This window comes from Paraburkholderia sp. EG304, assembly GCF_046543485.1.
Classification (GTDB): Bacteria; Pseudomonadota; Gammaproteobacteria; order Burkholderiales; family Burkholderiaceae; genus Paraburkholderia; species Paraburkholderia youngii.
Map to the genome: position 1 here is coordinate 128,240 of NZ_JBKGUA010000005.1, position 25,646 is coordinate 153,885.

Below are 25,646 nucleotides of genomic sequence, written 5' to 3' on the forward strand. Positions count from 1 at the left end.
TGTCCACAGGCTTGCCAACAATTTAGGTGGACAAGTTTTGTTTGCCGACAGGGTGCCGTGAAGCGTGACTCGGCATCAGTCGTCCGCATCACGCCTTCAACACGGAGGCCGAAGCGACCACTTCATCCTGCACCGGCACCTGCAAAACCGCATCCCGCTTATCGAGCAGATGCTGCCGCAAAATCGCGCTGAGCTTCTTGCCGTCGCGAGCCTCGAGCGCCTTCAGCATTTCATCGTGGTCGTGAATCGCGCGGTCCCACTTCGGCGTCTGATAGTTCGAGCGAAAGCGCAGCGCCTGCAGCCGCCGGTTGATCGACACATACGTCTGCCGCAGCGCTGAATTTCTCGCCGCTTCGTTGATCTTGTCGTGAATCGCCTGGTTGCGGCTGTAGTAGCCCGGCAGATCGTTCTGCGCGCGGCACGCGAGCATCGCGTAATGCAGTGCCTTGATCTCGGCGAGTTCGGCCGCCGTGATGCGCTCCGCTGCGAGTTCGCCCGAGAACGCTTCGAGGCCGCTCATCAATTCGAAGGTTTCGCGCACTTCCGCCTCCGACATTTTCGACACCGACGCGCCCCGGTTCGGCGAAATTTCGATCAAGCCCTCGGCGGCCAGCACCTTCAGCGCTTCGCGCAGCGGCGTGCGGGAAATGCCGAGCGTTTCGCACAACTCGCGCTCGTTCAGTTTCTTGCCGGGCGCCAGCACGCCCTCGACGATAAAGCGGCGGATGTGCTCTACCACCGTGTCATGCAGGCGCTGACGCTCGACCTTCGGCATCAGCGGGGCTGCGGTCACTCCCGCGTCGACATCCGAATTTTGCATACAAAAACCCTCAGCTCACATGATGTGGGATTTTATCGGAACCATATCGATTAGTTAATCGAGCGCAAACGCGGGTAAACACGGGCCTCAACGAGCATATTTCGCCTTGGGAGCGTCACGATTCTTCTGATACAGTTTTTTGAATGCAAAATTCAAATTGGAGGAACCCGATGCTGAAGCTAGATTTTCATCCCGCTGGCCGTCACTTCCTGCAGATTCCGGGGCCGAGTCCGGTGCCCGATCGCATCCTCCGCGCGATGAGCTATCCGACCATCGACCACCGCGGCCCCGAGTTCGGCGAACTGGGTCTGAAGGTGCTCGACGGCATCAAGAAGATCTTCAAGACGCAGCAGCCGGTCGTCATCTATCCGGCGTCCGGCACGGGCGCATGGGAAGCCGCGTTGTCGAATACGCTGAGCCCCGGCGATCACGTGCTGATGTTCGAGACCGGCCACTTCGCGACGCTATGGAAAAAGATGGCCGAGAAGCTCGGCCTGAAGCCCGAGTTCCTGGGTCTGCCAGGCATCGAAGGCTGGCGGCGCGGCGTGCAGCCGCAAATGATCGAAGAACGTCTGCGCGCCGACCCGCAGCATGCGATCAAGGCGGTCTGCGTCGTGCACAACGAAACTTCGACCGGCGTCACGTCCGACATCGCCGCCGTGCGCCGAGCGATCGACGCCGCGGGCCATCCGGCGCTGCTGCTCGTCGATACGATCTCCGGTCTCGCGTGCGCTGACTACCGCCACGACGAATGGGGTATCGACGTGACCGTGTCGGGCTCGCAAAAGGGCTTGATGCTGCCGCCGGGCATCAGCTTCAACGCGATCTCGCCGAAGGCGATGGCCGCCAACCAGCACGCGAAGCTGCCGCGCAGCTTCTGGGACTGGTCGGAAATCGTCGAAATGAACAAGACCGGCTACTGGCCCTACACACCGAACACGAACCTGCTGTATGGCCTGCACGAAGCGATCGAGATGATTCTCGGCGAAGGGCTCGACAACGTGTTCGCGCGTCACGAGCGGCTTGCCGAAGCGACGCGCCGCGCGGTGCGTGCGTGGGGGCTCGAAATCCAGTGCGCCGATCCCGCCGTGTATAGCCCGGTGCTCACGGGCGTGATGATGCCCGACGGCGTCGATGCCGACGCTGTGCGCAAGCTGATCTACGAGCGCTTCGATATGTCGCTCGGCACGGGCCTCGGCAAGATGAAGGGCCGCATGTTCCGTATCGGCCATCTAGGCGATTGCAACGATCTGACGCTGCTCGCGACCCTGGCCGGCTGCGAAATGGGTCTGCGGCTTGCTGGCATACCCCTTAAGGAAAGCGGCATGCCTGCCGCTATGGAGTGGTTGAGCCACGCACCGAAGACGCCGGGGTTGAAGGCCGCGGCATAAGCGCCACCAGCAGGAAACAACCCGCAACACCAGGGAGCGCATTTCTCATCGGGCCGCGCGCAGAACGCTGCCATCACAACATGCAATGCGTCCATAACGGCTGTCGCGGCCGACGGGCGACGACGCAGCGCGCCACTTCAAGCGCGCCGTCGACACATGCCACGGAGAGAGAGAGGATGAAACGGTTTCGTTTGACCAGTGCGACCAGTATCGTTCTAGTGATGCTCTGCATCATGTACTTCATCACGTACCTCGATCGCGTGAACGTCAGCACCGCGGCCGCGGGTTTCGGCAAGGAATTCAATCTCACGCATACGCAGGTCGGCCTCGTGTTCTCGGCTTTCGCGTATCCGTATCTGCTGTTTCAGGTGATCGGCGGCTGGGTCAGCGATCGCTTCGGCGCGCGGCGCACGCTGCTGTTTTGCGGTGCAATCTGGGGTCTCGCGACGGTGTTCACGGGCCTCGCGGGCGGGCTCGCTTCGTTGCTTGCCGCGCGGCTCGTGCTCGGTTTCGGTGAAGGCGCGACGTTCCCGGCGGCAACATCGGCGATGTCGCGCTGGGTCGCGAAAGAAAAACGCGGCTTCGCGCAGGGCATCACGCACGCGGCGTCGCGAGTCGGCAATGCGGTCGCGCCGGCCCTCATCGTGCTGGTAATGACCACCTGGGGCTGGCGCGAATCGTTCTATATCTGCGGCGCGCTGAGCCTGGTGTGGGTCGCCCTGTGGGCGATCACGTTCACCGAGCATCCGAAAGATCATCCGCGCATCACGCCGGAGGAACTCGCGGTGCTGCCCGCGGTGAAGCCGAAAGTCGCAGGCCTGCCGTGGGGCAAGCTGTTTCGCCGCATGGCGCCGGTCACGATCGTCTACTTCTGCTACGGCTGGACGCTGTGGCTGTTCCTGAGCTGGATTCCGCTGTACTTCCTGCACAACCATCATCTGCAATTGCAGAAGTCGGCGATCTTCGCGTCGGTCGTGTTCTTTGCCGGCGTGATCGGCGATACGCTCGGCGGCCTCGTCACCGATGCGATCTTCAAGCGCACCGGCAGCCTCAAGCGCGCGCGCAGCTGGATGGTGTCGGGGTGCATGCTGTTCTGTCTGCTGTCGCTGATTCCGTTGATGTTCACGCATGACCTGACGCTGTCGATCGCCTGTCTCGCGTCGGGCTTCTTCTTCGCCGAGATGACGATCGGCCCGATGTGGGCGATTCCGATGGATATCGCGCCGGAATTCTCCGGCACCGCCAGCGGCATGATGAACACGGGCTCGGCGCTGGCCGCGATCATCTCGCCGGTGATGGGCGGCTTTCTGATCGACCACTTCGGCAACTGGGATCTGCCGTTCGTCGGCAGCATGTTGCTGATGGGCATCGGCGTCGTGCTCGCGTTCCGCATGCAGCCGGAGAGCCGCTTCGAACTCAGCGCGTCGGAGAAGGCGCAGGTTTCCAGCCGGATGGGCGCGTAAAACATGACTTCATCACTCAGCCAGCTTCTTGCCGATGCGCGTCGCAGTCGTACGGTGCTCGACACGTTGCCGCCGGAACAGTTGCCGTCCGATGCCGACGCGGCCTACGCAATCCAGCGCGAAATCCTGAGCGCGTGCGGCGCGCGAATCGGCGGCTGGAAGATCGGCGCGAAGTCGGCGAGCGGGCCGATTCAAGGAGCGCCATTGCCCGACATCGATCTGCATGCCGACGGTGCGCGTCTGTCGCGCGAAGGTTTCGCTCCGCTCGGGCTCGAACTCGAAGTCGCGTTCCGTTTCGGCCGGCGTTTCGAGCCTTCCGCGACGCCGTACGGCGAAGACGAAGTGCTCGCGGGTATCGGCTCGATCGGCGCGACCATCGAGATCGTCGCGAGCCGCTATGCCGCGTGGCCCGCCATCGACAAACTAGCGCAGCTCGCGGACCTGCAGAATCACGGTGCGCTGATCGTCGGCGAATTCACGCGGTATCGCGAGGATTTCCCGTACTTGGCGCCGTCGCTGCAATTTGAGTTCAACGGACGCAATGTCGTCGCAACGACGCCCGCGAATCCAGCCGGCGATCCGCGGCGGCTGTTGACGTGGCTCGTCAATCACGCGAGTGCGCGCGGTATCGCGGTGACTCCGGAGATGGTGATCACCGCCGGTTCGTACACCGGCATGTTCTTTCCGCGCGAGGCGGGCAACGTGAGCGGGCATATCGAAGGGCTCGCGCCGGTGCATCTGACGCTGTACTAGGTAATTCGAGCCGCGCGGCTCACGCGCGCTCCTCACAGGCCGACGAAATGACGAATCCCACTGCGGGCTTGCTCGTCAAGCCGATCCATCTGGTCCCTTCCGCCGCGCGTGCCACGAGTCCGCTCGCGCAGCATCTGCGCAAAGCGCTGCGCGGCGATGTGCTGTTCGATCTCGCGAGCCGCGGCCGCTACGCGACCGATGCGTCGATCTATCAGATCACCCCGGTCGGCGTCGTAGTGCCGCGCGATCAGGACGATCTGCGCATCGCGCTCGAGATCGCGCGCAGCGAGAAAGTACCGGTGCTCGCGCGCGGTGCGGGCACGAGCCAGTGCGGGCAAACGGTCGGCGAAGCGCTGGTGGTCGATACGAGCAAGTGGCTCAACAACATCGTCGCGTTCGATGCCGACGCGCGCACCGTGACGGTCGAGCCCGGCGTCGTGCTCGATCATCTGAACGCGTGGCTAAAGCCGCATGGACTGTGGTTCCCGGTCGATGTATCGACTTCTGCGCAATGCACGATCGGCGGCATGGCCGGCAACAACTCGTGCGGCTCGCGCTCGATCGAGTACGGCAATATGGTGCACAACGTCGACGCGATCGACGCGATTCTCGCCGACGGCAGCGAAGCGCGCTTCGCGTCGCTGCGCGAGGCGCCGCAAGGCGAGCGCTTGCAGCAGATCGTCGCGGGCGTCACGCGGATCGCGCAGCGCGAGCGTGATGAAATCGTTGGGCGCGTGCCGAAGGTGCTACGACGCGTGGCGGGCTACAACATCGATCTGTTCGACTGCCAGAATCCGCGCGCCTATACCGATGACGGCAGCGCGAACCTCGCACATCTGCTGGTCGGCTCCGAGGGCACGCTCGCATTCAGCCGGCAGATCACGCTGAAGCTCGCGCCGCTGCCCGCGCACAAGGCGCTCGGCGTGGTCAACTTTCCGACCTTCCGGCAGTCGATGGCGCTCACGCAGCACATCGTCAAACTTAAGCCGGTCGCGGTCGAACTGGTCGATCGCACGATGATCGATCTCGCGTTGAGCAATCCCGCGTTTCGTCCGGTGATCGAGAAGGCGCTGGTCGGTGAGCCGCAGGCGATTTTGCTCGTCGAGTTCGCGGGCGAGGATCGGGACGCGCAGCTCGCGTCGCTGAAGCAGTTGACCGAGTTGATGGGCGAGCTGGGCTTGCCCGATGCGGTCGTCGAGATGCCGGACGCGAATGCGCAAAAAGCGCTGTGGGAAGTGCGCAAGGCCGGTCTCAACATCATGATGAGCATGAAGGGCGATGGCAAGCCGGTGTCCTTCATCGAGGACTGCGCGGTGCCGCTCGAACATCTGGCCGACTATACGAGCCGCCTCACCGATGTGTTTCATCGCCACGGCACCGAGGGCACCTGGTACGCGCATGCGAGCGTCGGCACGCTGCACGTACGGCCGATTCTCGACATGCGCCGCGACGGCGCAACGAAGATGCGGGCGATCGCCGAGGAAGCGGCGGCGCTGGTGCGCGAGTACAAGGGCGCGTATTCCGGCGAGCATGGCGACGGTCTGTGCCGCGGCGAATGGGTCGCGTGGCAATACGGGCCGCGGCTTAACGAGGCGTTCAGCGAGATCAAGGCGCTGTTCGATCCGGACAATCGCTTCAATCCAGACAAGATCGTGCGTCCGCCGAAGATGGACGACGCGCGCAATTTCCGCTTTGCGCCGGGCTATCGCGAACAGCGTATCGAAACAGTGCTCGACTGGTCGATGTGGAACGTGAAGCGCGATCCGCTGACGGGAGAAGAAAGCGCGCCGGGCAGCGGTGACGACCTGAGCGGCGGTCTCGCGAAAGCGATCGAGATGTGCAACAACAACGGCCACTGTCGCAAGTTCGACGCGGGCACGATGTGCCCGAGTTATCGCGTGACGAAGGACGAGCAGCATCTGACGCGCGGGCGAGCCAACACGTTGCGGCTCGCGATTTCGGGCCAGCTCGGCGAAAGCGGACTCGCGAGCGATGACGTCAAGGAAACGCTCGACCTGTGCGTATCGTGCAAGGGCTGCAAGCGCGATTGCCCGACCGGCGTCGATATGGCGAAGTTCAAGCTCGAGGCGCGGGCGGCGCGGGCGAGGACGCATGGCGTGCGGCTGCGCGATAGGCTCGTCGCGTTCATGCCCCGCTATGCGGGCGCTGCGAGCCGCATGCCGGGACTGGTGGCGCTCGCGGACAACGTGCCGGTGCTGTCGGCGTGGTTCAAGCGCGCGGTCGGGTTCGCTGCCGAGCGGAGTTTGCCGCGGTTCAAGAAGGCGTTTCTGGCCGATGCGGTGTCCGCGAGGCCTGCACGCGAGGCCGCGCAGCCGTCCACGCTGAAAGAAGTGCTGCTGTTCGTCGATACCTTCAACAACCACATTGAGCCCGACAACGCACGTGCCGCGCAACAGGTGCTCGAAGCGGCGGGCTACACGGTTCACTTCAATGCACGCCCGGGCGAGCGTCCTGTGTGTTGCGGCCGCACGTTTCTCGCGGCGGGTCTCGTCGATGAAGCGAAACAGGAAGCGCGGCGCATGCTCGATCTGTTCCGGCCGTACATCGAACGCGGCGTGCCGGTGGTAGGGCTGGAGCCATCGTGTCTGCTGTCGTTGCGCGATGAATTTCTGCAGTACGGTTTCGGCGACGAAGCGCGGCGCCTCGCGCAGCACGCGTTTCTATTCGAGGAATTCCTCGTGCGCGAAGAAAACGCTGGGCGCTTGCAGCTCAAATTGAAACCGCTGCCGATGCAGCAGGCGCTCGTGCACGGCCACTGCCATCAGAAGGCGTTCGACGCGTTCACGCCGGTGCAGACCGTGCTGAAGTGGATTCCCGAATTGAAGGTATCGACGGTCGAATCGTCGTGCTGCGGTATGGCCGGCAGCTTCGGCTATGAAGCCGAGCACTACGCGACTTCGCAGGCGATGGCGGAGCTGTCGCTGCTGCCCGCGGTCCGCAAGCTCGACGCCGCCACGGTGATGGTCGCCGATGGCACCAGCTGCCGGCATCAGATTCACGATGGAGCGGGCGTGGACGCGATTCACGTCGCGCGCATGCTGGCGATGGCGCTGCAATGACGCGGAGCTAACTGGAAAGCGAAACCCGAACGCGACTCAAACGCCGATAGCCTGCCGAAACCCGCTCGGCGTCACACCGACAGCCTCGCGAAACCGGTGGCTAAAGTGACTCGCGTTCGCATAGCCGCATTGCTCGGCGATTTGCGCGAGCGGCAACGTCGTCGTGCGCAGCAGCGTGCGCGCGCGATCGAGCCGTTGCCGCGCGATCCACGCGGCCGGCGGCAACCCAAACGACTCCCGAAACATCCGCGCAAGATGAAACTCCGATAGCGCCGCGACACCCGACAGCTCACCGAGCGTCAACGGCTGCGCGAGACGACTGTCGATATAGTCGCGCAGGCGGCGCCGCGTCGCGGCCGACAGCCCGCCCTTCAGCGCCACGTTCGCGCGCCGCACGCCTTGTCCGCGCAACAGCAGGCTCAGCACTTCGTGCGCGGTTTCGTTGGTGCGCAGCAGACCGTCGGGACTTTCCCACTCCTCGTTGACGAGCGACTGGCACAGACTCGCAATGCGCGGGTCCTCGAAATAGGTCCGATCGGCGAGCGTCAATTCGCGCGGCTCGCGGTCGAGCTCCTGTACCGCGCGTCGCGTGAAGTGCTCGGGCAGGAAGTACAGGTGCATGAAGTGCATATGGCCGCGCACCCACCAGCGCGATTCGTGATCGCCGGGCAGTGCGCACAGCCGCGACGGCGCGCCGTAGTGGCCCGGCATTTTCTGGCGCTCGGTGCGATAGCCGCCGTCCAGATAGCACGACAGCGTGTGATGGCCGGGCCGCTCATAGATGGTCTCGGCTTCCTTCGTGTCGCGGGTCCAGAGTGCGATCGCGAGTCCGTCGCCGAGCCACGCGAAGCGGTCCAGATGCGCGTTCGCACTGGCGAGAGTGTGACAGACCGACTGCAGGCCAAAAGGCATGCCGGCGGTGGATATCACGGGAGCGGACGGGCTGGCGGTCACGGCGGCGAGCGGAGGATTTCCGGTGATGCGTCGGGTTGAGCGGCCAGTATACGGCGCGGCCAGTCTGGCCGCTCATTGCCACGAAAAAGTGCGCAATTTTGGACAATTGCAGGCGGCGGCGCGGCTGCATAGTCGGGGCTATTGTCAATGCTGCGCGTTATGGCAGCTTGTCATTGCAGTCCGAGGCCCGACCATGAATCTTTTGCTTTATGCCGTCACCGTGCTGATCTGGGGCACCACCTGGATCGCGATCAAATGGCAACTCGGCGCGGTGCCGCCGCCGGTATCGATTGCCTGGCGTTTCTGGATCGCCGCGCTGCTGCTGTTCGCGCTGCTGCGCATCATGCGCCGGCCGATCTGGCCGCCGCGCGACGCCTGGCGCTACCTCGCCGCGCAGGGCCTCGCGTTGTTCTGCCTCAATTTCCTGTGCTTCTACTACGCCGAACAGATCGTGCCGAGCGGGCTCGTCGCGGTGGTGTTCTCGACCGCGCCGCTGCTGAACTCGATCAACGGGCGGCTGTTCATGGGCCGGCCGCTGCAGCCGAGCGCGATTGCGGGCGCATTGCTCGGACTCCTCGGCATCGTCTGTTTGTTCGTGCAGCAGATGGCGGGGCATCTCGGCGATCACACCGCGTGGCTCGGGCTCGGCGTCGCGTTTCTCGGCACGCTGTGCTTCTCGGCCGGCAACCTGCTGTCGAGCCGCATGCAGTCGATGGGCCTGCATCCGTTCGCGACCAATAGTTGGGCGATGCTGATCGGCGCGGCCGTCCTGACGCTCGGCAGTCTGTTCGCCGGCTATTCGTTCACGGTGGAACCGTCGGCGCGCTATCTCGGCGCGCTCGCCTATCTCGCGGTGTTCGGCTCGGTGATCGGCTTTACGGCGTACCTGATGCTGGTGGGCCGCATGGGCCCGGAGCGCGCCGCCTACTGCACGGTGCTGTTTCCGATCGTCGCGCTTGCGGCGTCGACGCTGTTCGAGGGTTACCGCTGGTCAGTGCTCGCGGTGGTCGGTCTGCTGCTCGTCCTGGCCGGCAACCTGGTCGCGTTCGATCTGACGCGGCGGATCTTCGTGCGTCGCCGGGCGGCGCGAACATGATGATGTGCATCGCGCTCAAGGTGAGGATTTACAGGAGCAGAACAAGCGCCTGAATTTCTGACCGGTGAGGATTGACGGGAACCGGTTTTTACTGGGTTCGTGAACGAAAGATTTGGTTTGAATCGTAAATCGATGCAAATGGAATGAATTGGATGGGGCGGCATTCAATTATCATTTTTTTATTAATAAGCTTGCTATTTTTATATGAGAGGATAAAACGCCAACTCTGATGTGCGCGCATCGTAACGCTACCAGCAATGATGCGCGTACAGGCGAAGCACCCCGGTCAGCCTCCCTGCCGTGCATGCTTCGCGCCTAGCAAGGATCGACCACCGTGAAGCTTTTCCCCCGCCTTGGCCTGGCCGTGGTTCTAATCCATAGCCTGATCTCGCCGAATGTCTTCGCGCAATCCCAATTGAATTACACGACCTCATGGGTCGGTAATAGTTTCGGATTTGGCGACGGCAAATGGATGCAGCAGGATATTCAGGCCATTAGCGTCGACGCCAATGGCACCGTTTATACGAATGCGCCGTGGGACGAAAGCGGCAGCGAAATTGCCGCCTATCGCGCGGGGGACAAGCTCGCGGTCGCCGGTTCGACGCACGGCTGGGGCGCGGCCGGCGGCGACGCGGTGGCGGTGAATCACACGTACCTGTACGCGGCGATGTCGATCGGCAACGAGAACAATGCGCTGGTCGGCGCCGACTATCCGCCGGCCAATCAGACCTGGTACGGCATCACGCGGCGCACGCTCGCGAATCTCGCGGCCGGCGCGCCGTTTTCCGGCGGCATCGGCAATAGCGCGAACGCGACGAAGAACAGTTTCGTCGCGGTACAAACGGTGCAGACCGGCATCGACGCGGGCATTCGCGGCCTCGCCGCGAACGACAGCGAACTCTATGCGGCCGACACGTACGGCAACCGGATCGTCGTGTACGACGCGCAATCGATGCAGCCGCTGCGTTCGTGGAGCGTCGCATCGCCCGCGCGCATCGCGATCGACACCGACTCGACGCTGTGGATCATCAGCGGCTTCGGCACCGGCAGCCTGAGCGTCCTGCACTACCGCGCCGACGGCACCGCGCTCGCCGGTCCATTGGCGCTGCCCGCTGGCAGCGTGCCAACCGACCTCACGGTCACGCCATCCGGCCAGCTGCTGGTCGCCGACAACGGCGCTTCGCAGCAGATTCTCGTATTCAACAAAGGCGCGGGCGGCCAAATGCAGGCCGGCGCGTCGATTGGCACGCGCAACGGCATCTTCCATCCGGCGCGCGGCGTGCCGGGTGATACGCGCTTCAACGGCATCACCGGCATCGGCGTCGACGCGGCGGGCAATCTGTACGTCGCGCAAAACGGCGAAGGACCGCGCGCGCTGGGCTCGGCATCGGTAGGGCAAGGCGCGGTGCTGGAGAGCTACGTGTACGGCACGCGCGTGCTCAACTGGCGGCTCTACGGCCTGACTTTCGTCGATAGCGGCGCGTTCGATCCGGCCACGCCCGCTTCGATCTACACGGGCTCGAAGCGCTTCACGCTCGATTACCGGCAGCCGGCCGGCCACGAATGGTCATACGCGGCGTTCACGCTCGATCGCTTCGATTACCCCGACGACCCCGCGTTTCACCAGCCGCGCGGCGTGCGCGGCGAACCGATGGTGCGCAGATTCAATGGCCAGTGTTTTCTCTATACGCTCGATCCCGGCGCGCACTATCTGAACGTCTATCGCTTCGATGCCGCGCATGGCGAGATTGCGATTCCGTCAGGGATGCTCGCGCAGAATCCGCTGCCGGGCAGCTGGCCCGCCGCGCAACCAACTTACGGCGAATGGTTGTGGCGCGATAGCAATGGCAATGGCACCGTCGACGCGAGCGAGATCAGCGGCAATCCGTCGACCGGCAGCACGGTCGGCAACGGCTTCTGGTGGGTCGACGATTCCGGCAACGTGTGGCTCGCCACGCCATTGAGCGGCGTGCGCGAGATGCCGCTGCAAGGTCTCGACTCCACGGGCAATCCGATCTACACGTACGCAAGTGCGAAGATGTTCGCGATGCCCGCGCCGTTCACGCGGCTCGCGCGGCTCGTCTATGTCGCAGCGACCGACACGATGTATCTGTCCGGCTTCACGAGCGCGATTCCGTGGGACCCGACGCACTGGAAGGAAGCGGGCCCGGTGCTTGCGCGCTACGACAACTGGAGCAGCGGCACGCCGGCCCTGACTTACACGGTCTCGCTGCCGTGGAACACGCAAAGCGATCCGCAGACCACCACGGTCGGCGTTGCGGTGGCGGGCAACTATATCTTCGTCGCGGAGTTGTACACCGATCGCATCGACGTCTACGACGCGCGCAATGGCACGGCGGTCGGTTATATGACGCCGGGCGCGAATGTCGGCGGTACGAGCGGCTGGGTCGACGTGTATCTCGGCATCAGCGCGGTGCAGCGCGATAACGGCGAGTACGTGGTGCTGGTCGAAGACGACGCGCGCGCGAAGCTGCTGATGTATCGCTGGACGCCTTGACGTGGGTCGCCGTCGCGCCGAACACGAATAGACGGCGGCGCACGATCGGTATATAACAACTTTACCGATGCACTTAAAGGAGTGGTGTTCGATCATGACGCAAGACGTTCCTCCCAAGCCGCCCTCCGACGATCGTCCGGAGATCGAGCAGCTCGACGCGGCGCTCAGTCACGTCGATCAGCAGATGTCGTCAGGTGGCATTGCGTCGGGCGCGGCGAAAGGCATTGTGTACAGTCTGATCGAAACGCTCGGCGCGCTGGTCGGCGATCCCGATTTGCCGGAGCACGCGCGTTCGGGGTATGAAGGGCTGCTGGAGGCCGCGCGCGAGTTGCGCGCGAAGCTGGAGCGCTGAGCGATGAGCCGAGTGGACCGCTGAACCGGCGGGTTCGCTTCGGCGCAGCCATCGTGCTGTCTGTGCTACAACAGCGCACTGTGTAACTCACCGTGCGCTTTTTTATGCTCTCTGCAACCGAGATCGCGTTGCTGGCCACCGGCATCATCGTGGTACTGGTGACGCCCGGCCCCACCAACACGCTACTGGCGGCGGCCGGTTTGCGCGCCGGTTTGCGCCGCGCGCTGCCGCTGATCGCCGCCGAACTGGCGGGCTATCTGGTGTCGATCTCCGCGTGGGGGCGCTTCTTCGCGCACGCGGCGCAAGCGTGGCCGTGGCTGCCATCGCTGCTGCGCGTGGCCGCGAGCGTGTATATCGCGTGGCTTGCGCTCGATATGTGGCGCGCGGCGGTGGCACTGCCGGGCTCGACGCAACGCGCTGGCAACGTGCGCGCGCTGTTCGTCGCGACCTTGCTCAATCCGAAAGGGCTGCTGTTCGGCGGCACGATCTTTCCGGCCGCCGCGTTCATGCATCTGCCCGCTTATCTGCTCGCGATGGGGATGTTCGCGTGCCTTGCCGCGCCGATCGCGCTCGCGTGGATCGCGTTCGGCGCCGCACTCGGTAGCGGCCGGCTCCGCTGGCTCGAACCGGCGAAGGTGCAGCGCGGCGCGTCGATCGTGCTCGGCGTGTTTTCAGTGTCGCTCGCGTGGGCCGCGTTGCACTGAAAACGGATGCGGCAAAGACGATGCGCTAAAGACCGCATCGAGACTCACGCACCGAGCGCCATCTCTTCCCCGCTCATCTGCGCCAGCAGCTGGTGAATCTGCGCGACAACGGCCGCGCCTTCGCCGACCGCCGCGGCCACGCGTTTCGTCGACCCGGCGCGCGCATCGCCGATCGCATAGACCCCTTCGACCGTAGTCCCGAGATCGCACGCGGTGGCCGAGCCGTCCGCGCTGATGCCCGTCAGCACGAAGCCTTTCGCGTCGAGCTGCACGCCGCAGGTGCGCAGCCATTCGGTGTTCGGGTCCGCGCCGGTGAAGAGAAACAGATGCCGCGTGTCGAAGTGATCGACGCCGTCGGGCAGCGGCCGCTTCAGCGTGACCGACACGAGCCCGTCCTCATCGCCTTCGAGTCGGCCGACTTCCGAACCCGGATGCACGAACACGTTCGGCAGCGAGCGGATGCGGTCGATCAGATACCGTGACATCGTCGCCTCGAAACCGCTGCGGCGGATCAGCACGTGAACCTTGGCCGCGTGCGTCGCCAGATAGACGATCGCCTGGCCGGCCGAATTGCCGCCGCCCACCAGCACGACCTCCTGGCGCTTGCACAGCTTCGCCTCGACCGGCGACGCCCAGTAGTAGACGCCGCGTCCGTCGAAGCGCTCGAGCCCGTCGAGCGCCGGGCGCCGGTACACGGCGCCGCTCGCGATCACGATCGTCCGCGCGCTGATGTGGCCGCCGCATTTCGTTTCGAGCCGATAAGGCGACTGCCCGCAATGCAGCGCCTGCACGCTGACCGGAATTGCAACGTGCGCGCCGAACTTCTGCGCCTGCACGAACGCGCGGCCGGCAAGCGCCTGGCCCGAGATGCCGGTCGGAAAGCCGAGGTAGTTTTCGATGCGCGAGCTCGCGCCCGCCTGGCCGCCCGGCGCGCGGCTGTCGAGCACGATCACCGACAGCCCTTCGGAGGCTGCGTACACCGCTGCGGCAAGTCCCGCCGGTCCCGCGCCGACGATCGCGACGTCGTACACGTAGGTGTCGTCGAGATCGGGCAGCAGACCTAAGCGAGTGGCAAGCTCCGGCATGCTCGGATGACGCAGCACCGTGCCGTCCGGGCAGATCACGAGCGGCAGGTCCTCGCGCTGCGCGGCGAACTGCTCGATCAGCCGCAGCGCGTCTTCGTCGCGTTCGTCGATCACCGAATGCGGATGGCCGTTGCGCGACAGAAAGCCTTGCAACATCACGAGCCGCGGGTCATTGCTGTTGCCGACGAGGATCGGCCCGCCCGCGCCCTTTTCGATCAGCGACACGCGCCGCAGAATCAGCGCGCGCATGATGCGCTCGCCGAGTTCCGCTTCGGCGACGATCAGCGCGCGCAGCCGGTCGGGCGGAATCAGCAGCGCTTCGACGGCGCTGGTCGCGAGGCCGTTCACCAGCGAGGGCTTGCCCGACAGCTGCCCGACCTCGGCCAGGAAATGCCCGGCGCCGCGCTCGCTGATCACGTGCTCGCGGCCGATGCCGTCACGCTGATAGACCTTCACGCGTCCTTCGAGCACCACGAACATGCCGGGGCCGGTGCGGCCGGTCTCGAACAGCAACTCGCCGGACTTCCAGCGACCGATCTCGCCGAAGCGGCGCAGCCTGTCGATCTCGGCGCAAGTGAGCTCCGGAAACATCTGATGCAAACGCGTCGACAGCGACGAAAACGGCGCGTCGGCGACGACTCCCTGCTGTCCTTCCACCTCTTGAGTCGAAACGTCCTGAGTCGAAAGCATTGAACCGCTCCTTCGATGTTCATCGCACGATTGAACGCAAGGCAACGCAATGCGCGCTCGCATGGCCGGACGAGCCGTGCCGCGCGCGCAGACGGACGATGCCGTCGCGAATTCCAGCTAGACGGCTTTGGGCGCGATATCGTCGACCGTGACTTCGGGCGGCGGCATTTCGGGCAGCGAGTCCACCGGCTTGCCCGAGTCGCGCCAGGCTTCCATGCCGCCGCGCAGCGGCAGCACGTCGGAGAAACCGGCTTCGGTGAGCTGCTTGGCCATCCATGCCGCGGAAATCTCGTTCGGGCAGGAGCAGTAGATCACGAGCTTCTGATCGCGTGGATAGCTGGCGACGATGCCGTCGAGTTGCCGTTCGTCGGCGAATTGCGCGCCTGGAATCACGAACGGATCGAGCTTGCGCTTCTCCTGCGAACGGATGTCGAACACGACCGGCGCCTGATTAGCCTTGTACAGCTTCGCGAGTTCGTCGACCTCGATGCGCGCGGACGCGAGCTTCGCGATCAACTGACGGCGGCGGATCCACCGGTACGCCGCGTACAGCGCCAGCAACGCGACGACGACCACCGCCGCCGTGCGCCCAAGCCGCCCGGCGATCGCGAACAGCATATCGATCTGCCGCGCGAACAACGCACCGAGGATCAGCCCGGTGCCGGACCACAGCGCGGCGCCGACGCCGTCGTAGGTGAGGAAGGTGCGGTAGCGCGTGCCCATCGCGCCGGCCATCGGGATCGATACGATCGACAGCCCCGGCACGAATTTCGCGACCGCGAGCACGCGCACGCCCCAGCGGCCGAAGAAGCGCTCGGTCTTTTTCACGCAGGTGTCGCGCGACAGCGACAGCCGGCAGATCGTCTTCAGCGTATTACCGCCGTAGATGCGGCCCGCGACGTACCACACGCTGTCGCCGATCAGCGTCGCGAAGATCGACAGCACGAGGACCGGCAGCAACTGCGAGCCGACGGAGCCGGGGTGCATCGCGGCCATCGCGCCGAACAGCACGAGCGACGGCATGGCGGGCACCGGCAGCCCGAGCGCGGCGGCCAGCACATTTGCGAAGACGAGCGCAGGTCCATATTGCGCGACGAGGTCATGTAGCATCGGTTTAACATCCGCGGCCCTTGCGGGCGCAGCGCGGTAAGGAACGCAAAGGGGAATGCAAGGATTATGGACGTATTTTCAAGACGTGCAACCGACCTGGAAATCGGCCCGTGTTCTGGCTGCGATCAGGCCTGCATATATGGTCGCATGTCCCGCTACACAAGCGTGGCGACCGCTTGTGACAAGTGATTGAAGGCCGGGTAAGCATGCTCAACGAGACGCGCGAAAGCGCTTGCAAAAACCCGTAGGAAAGCGGGGATTGGCGGTTCGAGCGAAACAAACGGAAGCAAGGCGGCGCGCGCGGGCGCGCCCAATGCGAACAATTCTGCGCTGACGCGTCGAAGCGCGACGCCATCGGCGCAAGGAGACTGACGAGTCACGCGACAGTAATTCGCCGCGCGCCTGCTTCACTGACGATGGTTGTGCTGTTCGCCCGGCAACTCGGCGCCATGCGCGCGGATCGCGGCGATCAGTTCCGCGGGCGTGATTTCGTAGCGCACTTCACGATGTATGCCCGGCTTGCGCTCATCGACCTCGATCAGCAGGATGCCTTTGCCGTCTTCGGTCGATTCGAGGCGCAGCGAGCGGAGTTCGCGCGCCGTTGCGTCGTCGTATTCGGTGAGCAGGGCCATTGACCCGGAGGACCCGGTAATGCGCATCGAAGTTGTCCTTGTTGCGTTGGTGATGGAACCATTGTACGGGGCGGATGGCGTGCCGTCTGCCGCCTCGTCGTGCCGTGTTGCGTCTGCCTTTGTCTCTATCTCGCCCCGGTTTTAGCGCATTCGCGATTGCGGAGCGAGCAACCAGTTTAACGCGACTCCTCGTTGCGACGGCTGCATTTTTCATGCCCCTCGGCGGCGCGGCTTGGGTTCGGCTCTTGTCATGCGGGTGACGCGGGCGCGGGCTAGGCGGCGTCCGGCGACACTCTCGCTGTGGTTGGCGTCGCTCCCGGATTTCCTCACCTTTCGCGCACGAATCGCGCGCTGAAAAAAATAGCCCGTCCGGATAGGGACGGGCCGTTAAACGCCGTTGTTACTCGGGTCAGCCTGCCCTTGCAACATTGGGCGCTGACGACTCCATCCTCGTGCTTCGTCGGCGGGCTGTCGAGGTGGGACTAATGCGGATCTATCAGATCAAAGTGCTGGTTTCCGATTCGACGTTCACACGAGGCCGGTCGTGTAATACACCAGGATTACGAAGAACACCGCGAGAGTCTTGATCACCGTGACCGCGAAGATGTCGCGATACGACTGCCGGTGCGTGAGACCCGTCACCGCGAGCAGCGTAATCACCGCGCCGTTGTGCGGCAGCGTATCCATGCCGCCGCTCGCCATCGCGACCACCCGATGCAGCACTTCGAGCGGAATATTCGCGGCCTGCGCGCCCTTGATGAACGTATCGGACATCGCGGCGAGCGCAATGCTCATACCGCCCGATGCCGAACCCGTGATACCCGCCAGCGTGCTGACCGACACCGCCGCGTTGACGAGCGGATTCGGAATGCTTTTCAGCGCATTGCTGACGACGAGAAAGCCCGGCAGCGCCGCGATCACACCGCCGAAGCCGTATTCCGACGCGGTATTGAGCGACGCCAGCAGCGCGCCCGCCACCGCTGCCTTGGTGCCGACCGCAAAGCGGTGGCTCACCCGGCCGAACGCCGTCACGATGACCATGATGATGCCGAGCAGCAGCGCGCCCAGCACGGCCCAAATCCCCACCAGAGCCTTGACGCTCGTTTCGACCGGTGCATGCAGGCCCGGCAGGATCTCCGGCGTGACCGTGAAGGACGGGCCGTACCAGGTCGGAATCCAGCGCGTCAGGAAGAAGTTCGCGACGCCGACCACGATGAGCGGCGCGATCGCCAGCAGCGGATGCGGCAGCTCTTTCGATTCGACGCGCTCCGGCTCGTTGACGAGTTCGGTGCCGTAACCCTCGCCGGTCGCCATCGCGCTGCGGCGGCGCCATTCCAGATACGTCAGACCGACCACGATGATGAACAGCGAGCCGATCACGCCGAGCGTCGGCGCGGCCCACGAGGTGGTCTTGAAGAACGTCGTCGGGATGATGTTCTGGATCTGCGGCGTACCCGGAAGCGAGTCCATCGTGAATGAGAACGCGCCGAGCGCGATCGCACCGGGCATCAGCCGCTTCGGAATATTGCTCTGGCGATACAGCTCGGCCGCGAACGGATAGACCGCGAACACGACGACGAACAGCGATACGCCGCCGTAGGTGAGCAGCGCGCACACCGCGACGATCACCGCGTTCGCGCGCGAGCGGCCGATATAGCGGATTGCGGCCGCGACGATCGACTCGGAGAAGCCTGACAGCTCGATCACCTTGCCGAACACGGCGCCGAGCAGAAACACCGGGAAATACAGCTTCACGAAGCCGACCATCTTGTCCATGAAGATGCTTGTGAAGACCGGCGCGACGGCGGCGGGCTCGGTGAGCAGGACGGCGGCGAGCGCCGCGATCGGCGCGAACAGGATTACGCTGTAGCCGCGATACGCGGCCAACATCAGAAACGCCAGCGCGGCGATAACGATGAGAAAGGTCATTGAGTCTCCATAGCCTGGTTGTTCTACCTTTTTTGCCGTCCTGATCGAGCGACGGCGCGGCGCGGTCGAAATGCAGATTCCATGCCATGCCCGGCGTTTGTCCGCTGAAGCGCTGTGGCGCCTGGCGCGGGCGTGCAGCGGTGGCCCAAAGCATCGTGGGCGGATTGTACCCGGGTGTCTCCGTAACGGGACTCCAATCCGATCAAGATCACCGGAAACCAGGGTAAGTCATGATGCATAAGGCCTGTCGCCTGTCTCTATCTGGAGATAAATTTGTCTAGCAATTGAGATCGATTGCAAGCAAAACGATAAGCGGAGACAACGACAGCATGATGACCGACTGGACGGGCCTGCCCGCCACCTACGACGACGTGCTTCGTCGGGCGATGGAATCGCTGTTTCGCACGTTCGAAAACTTCAGTGAAGGCACTTTCATCGTAGACGGGCAAGCGCGCGTTGTCTGGATCAATAAACGGTATGCGGCGCGCTTCGGCTTTTCGGACCCGCAACAGGCGATCGGCCGCGATTGCGAAGCGGTGATCCCGAACAGTCTGATGCGCGAGGTCGTCAACACCGGCAAGCCGATCCTGCTCGACATCATGGAGACGGATCGCGAGCCGCTCGTCGTCACGCGTCTGCCGCTGAAGGACGATGCCGGCGCGACGATCGGCGCGGTCGGCTTCGCGCTGTTCGATGAGCTGAAAGCGCTGTCGCCGCTGTTTTCACAGTACTCGCGGCTGCAGCAGGAGCTGATCGCGACCCGCGAGTCGCTCGCGCAGGCGCGCCGCGCGCGCTATACGTTCGGCAGCTTCGTCGGCACGAGCCCGGCGTCGCTCGAAGTGAAGCGCCAGGCGCGGCGCGCGGCGCAACTCGAAGCGCCGGTGCTGCTGCTCGGCGAAACCGGCACCGGCAAGGAACTGCTCGCGCATGCGATCCACGGCGGCTCGGCGCGCGCGCATAAGCCGCTCGTCAGCGTCAACGTCGCTGCGATTCCCGACACGCTGCTCGAAGTCGAATTCTTCGGCGCCGCGCCCGGCGCATATACCGGTGCGGATCGCAAGGGGCGGGTCGGCAAGTTCGAGCTCGCCAACGGCGGCACGCTGTTTCTCGACGAAATCGGCGACATGCCGCTGCCATTGCAGGGCAAGCTGCTGCGCGTGCTGCAGGACAAGGAGTTCGAGCCGCTCGGCTCGAACCGCGTCGTGAGCGCGGATGTGCGGATCATCGCGGCGACCTCGGCCGATCTGCCCGCGCTCGTCGCGGCCGGACGTTTTCGCGCGGACCTTTACTACCGGCTCAACGTGCTGACGATCCTTGCGCCCGCGCTGCGCGAGCGTCCGTCCGACATCGAGGCGCTCGCCTACGCGATGCTCGAGGATCTGGCCGCGCAGGCGGGCGGCGGCAGCCACTTCGAATTGCACGACGACGCATTGCGTCTGCTGTGCGCGTACGACTGGCCCGGCAACGTGCGCGAGCTGCGCAACACGTTGGAGCGCGCGGTGATGCTGTCCGACAGCGAACGCATCGATGCGCGCGTGCTTGCGCCGTTCATCGGCTCGGGGCAGGGCGGCGCAGCGGCGCCGGCGCGGACCCCGTCTGTCGCGGCCGCCGGCGTGGAAGTTGCGGCCACCGCCGAACCCACTTCGTGGAGCGACGCGATGGCCGCGTTCGAAAAGCGCTTTCTGTGCGACGCGTTGCGCGCGAACGGCGGCCGCGTCATCGACACTGCGAAACAGATCGGCATGGGCCGCGCGACGCTGTACAAAAAGATCGCCGCGCACGGCATCGACGTTTGACGCGCCGCACCTGCCAGGCCGCGCGGCACGAACTGACGCAGCACGAAGGCAGCGTGGCACAATCGCGAGATCGAAAAACAAGACGTGACCGGGGTCTCCATGAAACGCCTTTTCTTCTTCGCGCGCCGCTCGAGCGTCATGCTGGCCGTGGGCGCGATCGTCGCGCTTGGCGGGTGTAGCAGCAGCGCGCCGCTGTTCCTCCCGGACGGCCGCTCAACCACGCTGGTGCAATGCCCGGTGGGTTCCGACTCGTGCTCGCAACAGGCGGCCGCCAGTTGCAATGGCGCGTTCGACGTCGTGCGGCAGTCGAGCCAGAGCGGCACGTTGAGCCTGATCTACGCGTGCCGCGCGTCCGCGAAGTAAGCACCGGAAGCCGTGCCGGTACAACACCGGCGAGCGCGGCAGTTCGATTCGGAGGTGGCATTGGTTTTTTCACCCGTTGCCGGTAATTTCCTGCCAAGTCCCGATACGCTCGCGGTTACCACATGGTTGTCATAAATTGATGCGCCTAATGTGCGTCCGATCCACGATTGGATGCGAATTGGGTTAAGTAAGCCGCGCGCGGCATTTTTACAACGTCGAGTCGCCGCACACCGATTATCCTTTGCGGCCCGATCACCATTTATCTTTAGCTTCGGGGTGTCCAACGAAGTTCAGTGCGGCAGGCAACGGAACGTGAAATTTGGCAGCAGTATTCTTTTTAAACCGTTGGGAATTTAACCCCGGCGAGAAGAAACTGCCGGTTTTTTCCGGCGCAGAAAACGAAAAGGAAGATTTTCCCGCTACTGGCGGGCATTAGTTCGGGTCGCGCGGGCCAACGCGACTTATGCTTTCGATTTTTTTGCTTCAACACTAATTCAATAGAATCCGGGGAAAGCAATGAATCATCAGCAACTCGAAAAAGATATCGAGCATCTCGAACAGATCATTTCCCATATTTCCGCAGAAGACCGCATTCCGTTGTCTTATTGGCGAAACCGCCTCCAGCACGTTTCCGGCGCGGTTATCGTGCCGGCGCAGGCAACCCGCGTCAAACGCCTCGATGCCGCGCTTTGCGCATTGGAAAAACGGCAGAAAGCCTGAGTGTCGTCACTGAGTCCGCCAATCGGAATCGGCAATCAGGAAAGCCGTCGTGTGCGTTTTCACCGGACCAGCTATATCTTTCGGTTGATCGCCAAAGTGATATGGGCGCATGCACGCTTTCTTATTACCGACACAGGACGAACATGCAGATAGCAGGGCTTGCCGCGACCCGGCTCGCGAAGTTGACCACCACGCTGCAGGGCTACGTGGAGCGCGGCGAAGTGGCGGGGGTGGTGTCGCTCGTATGGCGGCGCGGCGAAATTGGCTACTTCGAACCGATAGGCCTACGCGACGAAGCCGCGCAATTGCCGATGGAGCGCGACACGCTGTTTCGCATCGCGTCGATGACCAAGCCGGTGACGAGTGCCGCGATCATGATGCTGATCGAGGAAGACCGCCTCGCGCTCGATGCGCCCGTTTCGCAGTGGCTGCCCGAGCTTGCGGCGCCGCGCGTGCTGCGTGATCCGACCGGACCGCTCGACCAGGCCGATCCGATTCGCGCGCCGATTACGGTGCTCGACCTGCTCACGCATCGCGCGGGCTTCGCGTATCACTTCACGGCGACGGGGCACCTCGCCGAAGCCTATGCTGCCGCGTTCAACGGCTTCGAGGCGAGCGGCGGCAACAGCGCGTGGCTCGCGCGCATCGCCGCACTGCCGCTGATGTTCCAGCCGGGCTCGCGCTGGCACTACGGTGTGGCGACCGACGTGCTCGGCGTGCTGATCGAACGCGTGAGCGGCATGCCGCTCGGCGAGTTTTTCCGCACGCGCATTTTCGAGCCGCTCGGCATGCGCGACACCGCGTTCTGGGTGCCCGACACGCAGCTTGCACGCCTCGCCACCGCGTACAACATCGATCCCGGCACGCGGCGTCGCGTGGTCGAGGATCATGCGGCCGCGAGCCGCTGGGCCAATCCGCGGCGCTTTCAGAGCGGTGGCGGCGGGTTGGTCTCGACCGCCCTGGACTATCTGCAATTCGCGCAACTGCTGCTCGGGCGCGGCCGCGTCGGCGATACGCGGCTGCTGTCGCATCGCTCGGTCGATCTGATGCGCAGCAATTTCCTGAGCCGCGATCAGCGCCGCCTGCCTGCCTTCGGTCACGTGATCTGGGCGGGGCAGGGTTTCGGCCTCGGCCTGTCGATCGTCGATGATCCGGCGCAGCAATTGCCGCTCGGCTATCGCTCGCTCGGCTCGTTCGGTTGGCCCGGCGCGTACGGCACGAGCTGGTTCGCCGATCCGGTCGAAAACATGATCGGCCTGATGCTGATCCAGCGCCGCTCGATCGACCCGTTCCCGATGGCCATCGACTTCGAACGCCGCGTCTACGATGCGATCGACGATTGAGCGCGGCCGCCGCGCCTGCGCTCGGCCGCGTGATTCACTATCCTGTGATTTATTCGTCTGATAGTGTCCGCCAACCATTCATCGCAATTCATCGCAGTGCGTCTAACCGAGGGGGGAACACCGGCATGGCCTCTTACAAACAGTTGACTGCGCAACTCGAAAAACTCCACAAGGAAGTCGCAGCCGCGCGCGACAAAGAAGTCGCGCAAGCTATCGCCGATATCAAGCAGAAGATTGCCGAATACGACCTGACTGCCGAAGAACTCGGCTTCACGAGCGCCGCAGCGAAGCCGCGCCGCAAGTCGTCGGCGACGGCGGTCGCCAAGTACCGCAATCCGAGGACCGGCGAAACCTGGAGCGGCCGTGGACGCTCGCCGGGCTGGCTCGTCGGCAAGAATCGCGAGCGGTTTCTGATCGAAGGTTGAACTCCGCCTTGGATGCCGATGCGTCCGTGTTCTCTGAAGTGATGCGTCGCTTGATTGTTTCCGCACCGCTGCGGAGGTCCCGAAAACGCTCACCTTTGCGTGACGCCTGAACGTGTACAGCGAAATTCACCGATGCGTTCGGAGCTAGCGGGATGCTTCGGTGAGCCAGGCTTTGACGCGCAACGCACCGCCGCGGGTGCGAATCGCCGTGGTGTCGCGCCGCCGCGCATCGCTTGTCGCAAACCCGCGCCAGCCTTTGCTGGCGGGCGTTTCCAGGCGTCGAGCCGGAGCCTGTTCGTAGCGTTGCGACGCTTTACCGCGGTTTTTCCGCACATCGCGGTCGTGGTGCGTGCGCCGTGGCAGGTGCGCGCATGCGCTTCGCGATCCTCACCTTTGACCGCGAATCGATATTCGCCGCCGCAAGTCCCGAAAACGCTCACCTTTGGCCGCGAGCATGCGCGGCGCGCGGACGCTCGCGCCGTCGCCCGTCCGGCGCCGCAGCCCTTTCCCCCGGCCGTCGCGCCAGACGTGTATCATTCGCACCTTGCGCCGTTTTTGCGCCAGCGATTCCCGCATTGTCGAACCAGCGCCGGCCGATTCCGGCCCGCGCCCGACTCCCGCAGCTCGACGCCGCCGCGCCACGCGCGGCATACCGGCCGCCCAAAGCCGCCGGGAACCGCCCGAACCCCTTTCCGTGACCGCCAGACCCGATGTCAGTCTCCGAACTCAAACGCCGCCGCACGTTCGCGGTCATTTCCCACCCGGACGCGGGTAAAACCACGCTCACCGAAAAGCTGCTGCTGTTCTCGGGCGCGATCCAGATCGCCGGTACGGTGAAGGGCCGCAAGAGCAACCGCTATGCGACGTCCGACTGGATGGAAATCGAAAAGCAACGCGGCATTTCGGTCGCGAGCTCGGTGATGCAGTTCGAGTACGGCGATTGCGTGATCAACCTGCTCGACACCCCGGGCCACGAGGACTTTTCCGAGGACACCTACCGCGTGCTGACCGCGGTCGACGCCGCCGTGATGGTGATCGATGGCGCGAACGGCGTCGAAGCGCAGACGCTGAAGCTGCTCGAAGTCTGCCGCAGCCGGAAGACGCCGATCGTCACGTTCATCAACAAGCTCGACCGCGAAGTGCGCGAGCCGCTCGAACTACTCGACGAAATCGAGCAGCACCTCGGCGTGGCGGCGGTGCCGTTCACATGGCCGATCGGCATGGGCAAGGATTTTCAGGGCGTCTACGACGTCCAGCGCGATCAGGTGCGGGTGTTCCGCGCCGGTCAGGATACGGCCGGCGGCGCGGTCGAAACGCTGCAGGCACTGAGCGACGAGGAAGGCGAGCGCCGTTTCGGCCACGCGTGGGTGCGTGCGAAGGAAGAGATCGATCTGATCAGCGGCGCGACGCCCGAATTCGACCGTGAGCAATTCCTCGCCGGCCAGCAGTCGCCGGTGCTGTTCGGCTCGGCGATCAACAACTTCGGCGTGAAGGAGATTCTCGACGCGCTGGTCGACCTCGCGCCGCCGCCGTCGATGCGCATGACCGTGCAGCGTCCGGTGCAGCCGGAAGAGTCGAAGTTCACCGGCGTCGTGTTCAAGGTGCAGGCGAACATGGACCTCGCGCACCGCGACCGCGTCGCGTTCATCCGCGTGTGCTCGGGGCGTTTCGAGCGCGGCATGGCGGTGAAGGTCACGCGCTCGAACAAGACGTTCCGCGCGAACAACGTGGTCACGTTCCTGTCGCAGCGTCGCGAGACGGTGAGCGAGGCGTATCCGGGCGACATCATCGGTATTCCGAATCACGGTACGCTGAGTCTCGGCGATACGCTGACCGAAGGCGAGCAACTGCAGTTCGTCGGCCTGCCGTTCTTCGCACCGGAAATTTTCCAGACCGTCGAAGTGGTCGATCCGATGCGCGCGAAGCAGCTCGGCGAAGCGCTGAAGCAGCTCGGCGAGGAAGGCGCGATCCAGGTGTTCCGTCCCGAAGCGGGCGGCCTGATGATTCTCGGCGCGGTCGGGCAGCTGCAGTTCGAAGTGGTGTCGCACCGTCTGTCGACTGAATACAAGGTCGACGTGCGGATGGCGCCGGCGCGCTACCGGCTGTCGCGCTGGGTGACCTGCGACGATCCGGCCGAGCTGCGCCGCTTCACCGATTCGTACTCGGCGCGCATCGCGCTCGATGCGTCCGATGCGCCGACCTATCTGGCCTCGCACGTATCGGAGATCGAAGTCGCGCAGAAGGCGTGGCCCAAGATCGTGTTCAACGAGTTGCGCGAGCACTCGGGCGCGCCGTTCCGGAAGGCGATGTAAAGCCGCGAGTCCGCTGGTTTCGAAACTGAAAAGCCGCGTCGTTCGACGCGGCTTTTTCTTTTCCGCCGCAACAACGCCCCGCGCCGGCGCGCGACTTCGCCTATGCTGAC

At 64.3% G+C, this 25,646-nt stretch carries 20 protein-coding genes; 14 read left to right on the forward strand and 6 right to left on the reverse strand.

What is annotated here, in order from left to right:
- Positions 1 to 88: 88 nt before the first annotated feature.
- Positions 89 to 820, reverse strand: coding sequence for a GntR family transcriptional regulator (locus tag ACLFKU_RS08350; protein ID WP_368583483.1), 732 nt, complete (start codon positions 818 to 820; stop codon positions 89 to 91).
- Positions 821 to 990: 170 nt separating this feature from the next.
- Here ACLFKU_RS08350 and ACLFKU_RS08355 point away from each other — a divergent pair, with 170 nt between their 5' ends.
- The 4 genes from ACLFKU_RS08355 to ACLFKU_RS08370 all read left to right on the forward strand — a co-directional run bounded on the left by ACLFKU_RS08355 (position 991) and on the right by ACLFKU_RS08370 (position 7,507).
- Positions 991 to 2,211, forward strand: coding sequence for a pyridoxal-phosphate-dependent aminotransferase family protein (locus ACLFKU_RS08355; protein WP_410848745.1), 1,221 nt, complete (start codon positions 991 to 993; stop codon positions 2,209 to 2,211).
- A 176-nt stretch (positions 2,212 to 2,387) separates the two neighbouring features.
- Positions 2,388 to 3,674, forward strand: a complete 1,287-nt coding sequence (locus ACLFKU_RS08360; protein WP_410848746.1) for an MFS transporter — start codon at positions 2,388 to 2,390, stop codon at positions 3,672 to 3,674.
- 3 nt (positions 3,675 to 3,677) lie between these two features.
- Positions 3,678 to 4,427 (forward strand): 2-keto-4-pentenoate hydratase, encoded by a 750-nt coding sequence (locus ACLFKU_RS08365; RefSeq protein ID WP_410848747.1) that lies wholly within the window; start codon positions 3,678 to 3,680, stop codon positions 4,425 to 4,427.
- Positions 4,428 to 4,474: 47 nt separating this feature from the next.
- Entirely contained in the window at positions 4,475 to 7,507 is a 3,033-nt protein-coding gene (locus ACLFKU_RS08370) for an FAD-binding and (Fe-S)-binding domain-containing protein (RefSeq protein WP_410848748.1), read from the forward strand.
- Between the two features lie 36 nt (positions 7,508 to 7,543).
- On the opposite strand, the gene ACLFKU_RS08375 is transcribed toward ACLFKU_RS08370, so the two are convergent.
- Positions 7,544 to 8,419, reverse strand: coding sequence for a helix-turn-helix domain-containing protein (locus ACLFKU_RS08375; RefSeq protein ID WP_410848749.1), 876 nt, complete (start codon positions 8,417 to 8,419; stop codon positions 7,544 to 7,546).
- A gap of 235 nt (positions 8,420 to 8,654) precedes the next feature.
- On the opposite strand from ACLFKU_RS08375, the gene ACLFKU_RS08380 reads away from it, so the two are divergent.
- From ACLFKU_RS08380 to ACLFKU_RS08395, 4 genes are all read left to right on the forward strand, one after another.
- Positions 8,655 to 9,557, forward strand: a complete 903-nt coding sequence (locus tag ACLFKU_RS08380) for a DMT family transporter (RefSeq protein WP_410848750.1) — start codon at positions 8,655 to 8,657, stop codon at positions 9,555 to 9,557.
- 334 nt (positions 9,558 to 9,891) lie between these two features.
- The gene (locus ACLFKU_RS08385) at positions 9,892 to 12,075 is read left to right on the forward strand and encodes a hypothetical protein (RefSeq protein ID WP_410848751.1); all 2,184 of its coding nucleotides are present in this window, start codon (positions 9,892 to 9,894) and stop codon (positions 12,073 to 12,075) included.
- Between the two features lie 94 nt (positions 12,076 to 12,169).
- Positions 12,170 to 12,427, forward strand: a complete 258-nt coding sequence (locus ACLFKU_RS08390; RefSeq protein ID WP_176107130.1) for a hypothetical protein — start codon at positions 12,170 to 12,172, stop codon at positions 12,425 to 12,427.
- 104 nt (positions 12,428 to 12,531) lie between these two features.
- Complete coding sequence (locus tag ACLFKU_RS08395; RefSeq protein ID WP_410848752.1) at positions 12,532 to 13,131, forward strand: LysE family translocator; 600 nt, start codon at positions 12,532 to 12,534, stop codon at positions 13,129 to 13,131.
- 44 nt (positions 13,132 to 13,175) lie between these two features.
- Here the strand turns inward: ACLFKU_RS08395 and ACLFKU_RS08400 are convergent, their stop codons facing one another.
- The 4 genes from ACLFKU_RS08400 to ACLFKU_RS08415 all read right to left on the reverse strand — a co-directional run bounded on the left by ACLFKU_RS08400 (position 13,176) and on the right by ACLFKU_RS08415 (position 18,577).
- Positions 13,176 to 14,906 carry an FAD-dependent oxidoreductase gene (locus tag ACLFKU_RS08400; RefSeq protein ID WP_410848753.1) on the reverse strand — a complete coding sequence of 577 codons (1,731 nt, stop codon included), beginning with the start codon at positions 14,904 to 14,906 and terminating at the stop codon, positions 13,176 to 13,178.
- 117 nt (positions 14,907 to 15,023) lie between these two features.
- Positions 15,024 to 16,016 carry a DedA family protein/thiosulfate sulfurtransferase GlpE gene (locus ACLFKU_RS08405; protein WP_368583492.1) on the reverse strand — a complete coding sequence of 331 codons (993 nt, stop codon included), beginning with the start codon at positions 16,014 to 16,016 and terminating at the stop codon, positions 15,024 to 15,026.
- Between the two features lie 407 nt (positions 16,017 to 16,423).
- Positions 16,424 to 16,675, reverse strand: coding sequence for a hypothetical protein (locus ACLFKU_RS08410; RefSeq protein ID WP_008921056.1), 252 nt, complete (start codon positions 16,673 to 16,675; stop codon positions 16,424 to 16,426).
- 501 nt (positions 16,676 to 17,176) lie between these two features.
- Positions 17,177 to 18,577, reverse strand: coding sequence for a GntP family permease (locus ACLFKU_RS08415; RefSeq protein ID WP_368583493.1), 1,401 nt, complete (start codon positions 18,575 to 18,577; stop codon positions 17,177 to 17,179).
- Positions 18,578 to 18,906: 329 nt separating this feature from the next.
- On the opposite strand from ACLFKU_RS08415, the gene ACLFKU_RS08420 reads away from it, so the two are divergent.
- From ACLFKU_RS08420 to ACLFKU_RS08445, 6 genes are all read left to right on the forward strand, one after another.
- Entirely contained in the window at positions 18,907 to 20,373 is a 1,467-nt protein-coding gene (locus ACLFKU_RS08420) for a sigma-54 interaction domain-containing protein (protein WP_410848754.1), read from the forward strand.
- A gap of 99 nt (positions 20,374 to 20,472) precedes the next feature.
- Positions 20,473 to 20,736 (forward strand): hypothetical protein, encoded by a 264-nt coding sequence (locus ACLFKU_RS08425; protein WP_368583495.1) that lies wholly within the window; start codon positions 20,473 to 20,475, stop codon positions 20,734 to 20,736.
- Between the two features lie 516 nt (positions 20,737 to 21,252).
- On the forward strand, positions 21,253 to 21,456 hold the full coding sequence (locus ACLFKU_RS08430; RefSeq protein WP_018438439.1) for a hypothetical protein: 204 nt from the start codon (positions 21,253 to 21,255) through the stop codon (positions 21,454 to 21,456).
- A gap of 143 nt (positions 21,457 to 21,599) precedes the next feature.
- A complete protein-coding gene (locus ACLFKU_RS08435; RefSeq protein WP_410848755.1) occupies positions 21,600 to 22,799 on the forward strand; it encodes a serine hydrolase domain-containing protein in 1,200 nt (399 codons plus the stop codon).
- 125 nt (positions 22,800 to 22,924) lie between these two features.
- The gene (locus tag ACLFKU_RS08440; RefSeq protein WP_410848756.1) at positions 22,925 to 23,224 is read left to right on the forward strand and encodes an H-NS family nucleoid-associated regulatory protein; all 300 of its coding nucleotides are present in this window, start codon (positions 22,925 to 22,927) and stop codon (positions 23,222 to 23,224) included.
- A 710-nt stretch (positions 23,225 to 23,934) separates the two neighbouring features.
- A complete protein-coding gene (locus ACLFKU_RS08445; protein WP_176107139.1) occupies positions 23,935 to 25,536 on the forward strand; it encodes a peptide chain release factor 3 in 1,602 nt (533 codons plus the stop codon).
- The last annotated feature ends 110 nt before the right edge of the window (positions 25,537 to 25,646 follow it).

Excerpts from the sequence above, each read along its gene's own strand:
- ACLFKU_RS08350 (WP_368583483.1), bottom strand. The coding sequence starts at position 820 with ATGCAAAATTCGGATGTCGACGCGGGAGTGACCGCAGCCCCGCTGATG.
- ACLFKU_RS08355 (WP_410848745.1), top strand. The coding sequence starts at position 991 with ATGCTGAAGCTAGATTTTCATCCCGCTGGCCGTCACTTCCTGCAGATT.
- ACLFKU_RS08360 (WP_410848746.1), top strand. The coding sequence starts at position 2,388 with ATGAAACGGTTTCGTTTGACCAGTGCGACCAGTATCGTTCTAGTGATG.
- ACLFKU_RS08365 (WP_410848747.1), top strand. The coding sequence starts at position 3,678 with ATGACTTCATCACTCAGCCAGCTTCTTGCCGATGCGCGTCGCAGTCGT.
- ACLFKU_RS08370 (WP_410848748.1), top strand. The coding sequence starts at position 4,475 with ATGACGAATCCCACTGCGGGCTTGCTCGTCAAGCCGATCCATCTGGTC.
- ACLFKU_RS08375 (WP_410848749.1), bottom strand. The coding sequence starts at position 8,419 with ATGCCTTTTGGCCTGCAGTCGGTCTGTCACACTCTCGCCAGTGCGAAC.
- ACLFKU_RS08380 (WP_410848750.1), top strand. The coding sequence starts at position 8,655 with ATGAATCTTTTGCTTTATGCCGTCACCGTGCTGATCTGGGGCACCACC.
- ACLFKU_RS08390 (WP_176107130.1), top strand. The coding sequence starts at position 12,170 with ATGACGCAAGACGTTCCTCCCAAGCCGCCCTCCGACGATCGTCCGGAG.
- ACLFKU_RS08395 (WP_410848752.1), top strand. The coding sequence starts at position 12,532 with ATGCTCTCTGCAACCGAGATCGCGTTGCTGGCCACCGGCATCATCGTG.
- ACLFKU_RS08400 (WP_410848753.1), bottom strand. The coding sequence starts at position 14,906 with ATGCTTTCGACTCAGGACGTTTCGACTCAAGAGGTGGAAGGACAGCAG.
- ACLFKU_RS08405 (WP_368583492.1), bottom strand. The coding sequence starts at position 16,016 with ATGCTACATGACCTCGTCGCGCAATATGGACCTGCGCTCGTCTTCGCA.
- ACLFKU_RS08410 (WP_008921056.1), bottom strand. The coding sequence starts at position 16,675 with ATGCGCATTACCGGGTCCTCCGGGTCAATGGCCCTGCTCACCGAATAC.
- ACLFKU_RS08415 (WP_368583493.1), bottom strand. The coding sequence starts at position 18,577 with ATGACCTTTCTCATCGTTATCGCCGCGCTGGCGTTTCTGATGTTGGCC.
- ACLFKU_RS08420 (WP_410848754.1), top strand. The coding sequence starts at position 18,907 with ATGATGACCGACTGGACGGGCCTGCCCGCCACCTACGACGACGTGCTT.
- ACLFKU_RS08425 (WP_368583495.1), top strand. The coding sequence starts at position 20,473 with ATGAAACGCCTTTTCTTCTTCGCGCGCCGCTCGAGCGTCATGCTGGCC.
- ACLFKU_RS08430 (WP_018438439.1), top strand. The coding sequence starts at position 21,253 with ATGAATCATCAGCAACTCGAAAAAGATATCGAGCATCTCGAACAGATC.
- ACLFKU_RS08435 (WP_410848755.1), top strand. The coding sequence starts at position 21,600 with ATGCAGATAGCAGGGCTTGCCGCGACCCGGCTCGCGAAGTTGACCACC.
- ACLFKU_RS08440 (WP_410848756.1), top strand. The coding sequence starts at position 22,925 with ATGGCCTCTTACAAACAGTTGACTGCGCAACTCGAAAAACTCCACAAG.
- ACLFKU_RS08445 (WP_176107139.1), top strand. The coding sequence starts at position 23,935 with ATGTCAGTCTCCGAACTCAAACGCCGCCGCACGTTCGCGGTCATTTCC.